We start from the raw sequence: 4,282 nt of genomic DNA on the forward strand, positions 1-4,282 counted from the left end.
GTTAAGTGTCCGTTTACTGGAGATTTCCCACCTTATCCAGTGGATATTTTATCAATGACGACTGAGCAAATTATTCAGTACAAAAAGACGAAAACCGCTAAAAAAGATTAATTTCAAAGCGGCTTTCAATAACAGGCTGGTGGATGAAGTTTGACGGCTAAACCACCAGCCAACTAACCAAGTATAACTGAGATTTAAAGTTAGTGAACACATACCTTGAAGGTTAGGTGGTTAAAGTGATGTTCTTTATTGGACGTTATTTGTAGGATTATTACCCTTAGAATTAACACGATTAAAGAACAAACCCTTATATAGACCTTAATCCGACAGGTAAGCAAAAGCTAACATTGAGCTAGGTAATTAATAATATCCTCCCTCTTTATCTCTAGTTATTGAGTATCTATGTCATACATAACTAAAGACAAAGCAATAACAGTTAATGGTCAGACTTGGTGGGTAAATTCGACTGGTAGTGGCTTGATAACACATGCTATCAAATCGATGGTTAACCAAGTTGACGCTATGTTAAGCCACCACAGCAAAATACTAATAGTTCGCTTTGATTTACATATTTATCACCAGACAAAAGATAACGAAATTATTACTATTTTTAATAGGCGCTTATTCAAATGGCTTAAACGGAATTACAACCTAAAGCGAATTGGCTTTATTTGGTGTCGAGAGATGGAAACAGCAAAACGGCAACACTATCATTATGCGCTGATGATTGACGGTCATAAGGTGCGCCACCCAATAGAAATACTATTAAAAGTAAAAGAAATATGGGAACAGCATTTAAATCACTCGTTAGAGTACACACCCAAAAACTGCTACTACAATTTAGAACGTGATAACTATAAATCAATACAAGCCGCGATTTGGCGTATTTCATACCTAGCCAAAGCTAGGGGAAAAGGCTACAAGCCAGAACAAACTAAGAATTATGGGACTAGTAGGATTAAAGTGAAATAAAAAGTAAATTAATTGTTTTTATTGAAGTCAGGGATTTCTTCAGCATCAACATCACACTTTTTCTCGCTGGCTATAATCATTAGGTGATTATATCTTTGTCTGAACGCATTAATCTCAATCTGTTCTGATTCACTTAAATCCATAAAGAACAAAGGTACGATAAAGAAAAAACCTGTTACACCTAGAGCCGTATTAGTTCCCGTTTTCTCGGTTTCTGGAATTAATCTTTGTATATCTGTTTGAATTAGAACCATTTCTTTTTCTAATGTTGAACAGGACTTTTTGTTATCACCATACTGTTGAACTAACACTGGATTTGCTGGCCTACCTGCACAAGCTGATAGAATAAGGACTATTGTAATAGCTCCAAATAGAGAGGTTGTTTTCAAGGTAAAGATCCTTTTTAAAGTGTTGTATTTTGCTGAACCCACGATACTTACTATTAATATATAAATCAAAATATTAAATAGATTTTATTTCAAGCAATGTTAGCCCCTGTTTTTCGCACAAGACAAAATATGATACAATGTAAACTTATAGTTACACTTGAGCCATTTTCACATGACTACAAACAAAAAAGCACACAACAGTAAGTATATGGCTGGCGATATACGGCATTTAATTAATAATGCCATTCAAGATGAATTAGCCAATTTACCAGCAACACTCGCAACAATTAAGGATCCTGTTCAAAGATTAAACTTCTTAACTAAATTTATGCCTTTTGTTTGTGCGCCTATTAAGCAAGTAAGCGTATGTACAGCGCGAAACGAAACTGGCGAAAACGATATTTTTTCGTTGTAGTTTTTCGGAGTAAAAAATAATGCCTAAAGGCCACCACTATGGCAGAACACAAAACAGGGCGTACACTGGTGAATATCATCGTATCCATGCCAATATATTTAAATCACTACTAACAAAGCCAATAGGTAGCTATTTGCTCAACTCTGACTACCTGAGCGATGAACATCGAAAACTAGCCTTAACAGAAAATGAAAATAGCTTTCGATTTATAACATTTACAATAAACGAAAAGCCTCACCAAATAGCCCTCAAGCTCGATCACAGCAGCGCAAGTAATAAACTATACATAACTTGCCCATACTGCCAAAAACAACGCCAGCATCTATACGCGATTAAATACGCCTTTGGTTGTAGGCAATGTATCGGCTTACATTACGCTAGCCAGAGTGAACGACCCCAAGAGCGACTTATGAGGCGTATTAGAAAGTTAAGAGTGGAATTGTGGGGTAACGATTGGCCTGACGTAAACAATATGTTTGAACAAGTCGCATATTGGCCTAAGCCTAAATGGGCACGCTGGGAAACTTTTGAGCAAAAAAGAAATAAGATAATCGAGTTAGAAAAAAAATACTGGCCTATGGCAATGGCACAAATGAAAACAACTTTTGGTGATCAATTGATTGAGTATCTTTAGTAGGTTACTACATGAAACGACTTGAACAAGCTAAACATAACCAACTAGTTATTGATAAAATTACTCGAACAGTGGGGTATTCGTATCGTATTCCAAGCTATAGAGCCATATGCCGAATACTTGAACACCATGGAATTCTTAGCAGTGTAGGCAATAAGTGGACTGAGAGAAGTGTTTATAGACTACTACAAAGAAACGGCTACAGTGGCTTATGGGGACTCCATAAATTCATGCTTGATAAATGACTCTTAGGCCTGAAAATGGGCATTATTCCCCACTATAAAAGGGCATTTCCGGACTCATTTTATATTATTAGTGTCTATGGTCAGATAAGTTGAAATTACATGTTTAACAGCATGGGCGGCTTATAATGACCGGCTCAGATGAGTGAATAGCGTTTGTAGTCTAAACTGAATATATTGATAACTTTTTAATGTTTGTTGATGCTATCGGTTGGAGCATTAATAATAAGTGACCCGACATCGCTGACCCTAGCTTTCATCGCAACTTGGGATGTGCGTATTTTTGCCTTTTAGGTATGAAACACTCTAATATTTATAAAATACGTTTGTATAATATTGGGTGTGAGTTGTAGAATATGAGAAAATTTAAATGGACTTTATTATTCTTGACTACAACAATATTTAGAAAAAATATAAGTGGTGCTTATATGGCTAGTGATAGCCGCGTATCATTTGTAAATAATACAAATAACCTTCTTCAGAAATGGATTGATTCAAAAGATTACAAAAAAACGGTAACGCTTGATGGTGCGTTATATGGCTTTGCGGGGATGAATGTAATGTTTAAAATGTTCATGACACTTCACACCGGTAAAGCTAATTCAGATAGTTTGTTAGATGCTCTTGTTGATTTTGCTAAACAAAATGTTTTTCAGTTTTTTATTATTCGTTACGTAGATAGCGAGTTAAAGCTTTTTGCCTACTCTCCTCCGAACCCTAATGAAAATAATGAACAAGAAATATATCGGATATCGAAAGATCCTTCAATCCCCAAAGATTCGTATGCTATAGGGTCAGGTAAACATTCAAAAAAGTATAAAAGAAATAGACTTAATTCCAACATACTACATCCCATTAGGGAAATCATTGCTGCGAATCTAGCGGGATTTAAAAAACAAGGTATGCTAGGGTTAGTTGATAATGGAACAATTAATTCATTAACACCTAATGAATCATGGGAAGCCTACAATATTTGTAAAAATAATGGTGGAGATATATTTACTGGTGGGGAAGTTAATATGAGCAAAGGTGCCAACAAGTTGGAATTAGATAAGCAGATAAAAATTATGGATGCTATGGATAAGCTTGCAAAAGAAAGTGGTTCAGTATGCGCTAGTCCAGTAAATGCTGTTCTAGAAATAGAACAATTGAATTCATTAGGGCAATATGCTGTTAGTCCCAATCAGATAGAGAAAAGTACAGAACATACAGCGCTACTTAATAAAATGACTAAAATTCTTAACGCTTCAATATAGCTGTATCACAAATATAAAAATAGTCGTAGATTTACTCCACCAACGACTAACTTTATGGAATAGAGCAAAAACTTACTTTATGTTTTAGTAACAAAAATTAAGTTGATAAATGAAATCCCCAATGGGTAGTTATGACACTTTGGAGACAGTGATTATTAAGATGATTTTGTTTTTTAGTAACACTGGTGGTAACACTAGGATTTTGTTGATTAAGTGATTTTTATTGTAATCAATATCTTATGTCGTCACTTCGAGTCTCTCCATCGCACCAATTATGAAAAAAGGTCTTGGCTTATACCAAGACCTTTTTTTGTGCTTGTTAAACCTATGGTTTAATTTTTAGCTCACGTTGAATTAAGAGCAAGAGCCAAAGT

Annotated in this window: 6 protein-coding genes; 5 read left to right on the forward strand and 1 reads right to left on the reverse strand. The window is 35.1% G+C overall.

Annotation, left to right across the window (positions count from 1 at the left end):
* The first annotated feature begins 402 nt into the window (after positions 1-402).
* On the forward strand, positions 403-972 hold the full coding sequence (locus ACJAT7_RS18115; RefSeq protein ID WP_415228200.1) for an inovirus-type Gp2 protein: 570 nt from the start codon (positions 403-405) through the stop codon (positions 970-972).
* 8 nt (positions 973-980) lie between these two features.
* On the opposite strand, the gene ACJAT7_RS18120 is transcribed toward ACJAT7_RS18115, so the two are convergent.
* Entirely contained in the window at positions 981-1,361 is a 381-nt protein-coding gene (locus ACJAT7_RS18120) for a hypothetical protein (RefSeq protein WP_415228201.1), read from the reverse strand.
* Positions 1,362-1,533: 172 nt separating this feature from the next.
* Between ACJAT7_RS18120 and ACJAT7_RS18125 the strand changes: the two genes are divergently transcribed.
* From ACJAT7_RS18125 to ACJAT7_RS18140, 4 genes are all read left to right on the forward strand, one after another.
* Positions 1,534-1,776, forward strand: coding sequence for a hypothetical protein (locus tag ACJAT7_RS18125; RefSeq protein WP_415228202.1), 243 nt, complete (start codon positions 1,534-1,536; stop codon positions 1,774-1,776).
* Between the two features lie 409 nt (positions 1,777-2,185).
* Positions 2,186-2,410 (forward strand): hypothetical protein, encoded by a 225-nt coding sequence (locus ACJAT7_RS18130; protein WP_415228203.1) that lies wholly within the window; start codon positions 2,186-2,188, stop codon positions 2,408-2,410.
* Positions 2,411-2,421: 11 nt separating this feature from the next.
* A complete protein-coding gene (locus tag ACJAT7_RS18135) occupies positions 2,422-2,655 on the forward strand; it encodes a recombinase family protein (protein WP_415228204.1) in 234 nt (77 codons plus the stop codon).
* A 353-nt stretch (positions 2,656-3,008) separates the two neighbouring features.
* A complete protein-coding gene (locus ACJAT7_RS18140; protein ID WP_415228205.1) occupies positions 3,009-3,908 on the forward strand; it encodes a hypothetical protein in 900 nt (299 codons plus the stop codon).
* Positions 3,909-4,282: the final 374 nt, after the last annotated feature.

Source organism: Psychromonas sp. (assembly GCF_047632995.1).
Lineage (GTDB): Bacteria > Pseudomonadota > Gammaproteobacteria > Enterobacterales > Psychromonadaceae > Psychromonas.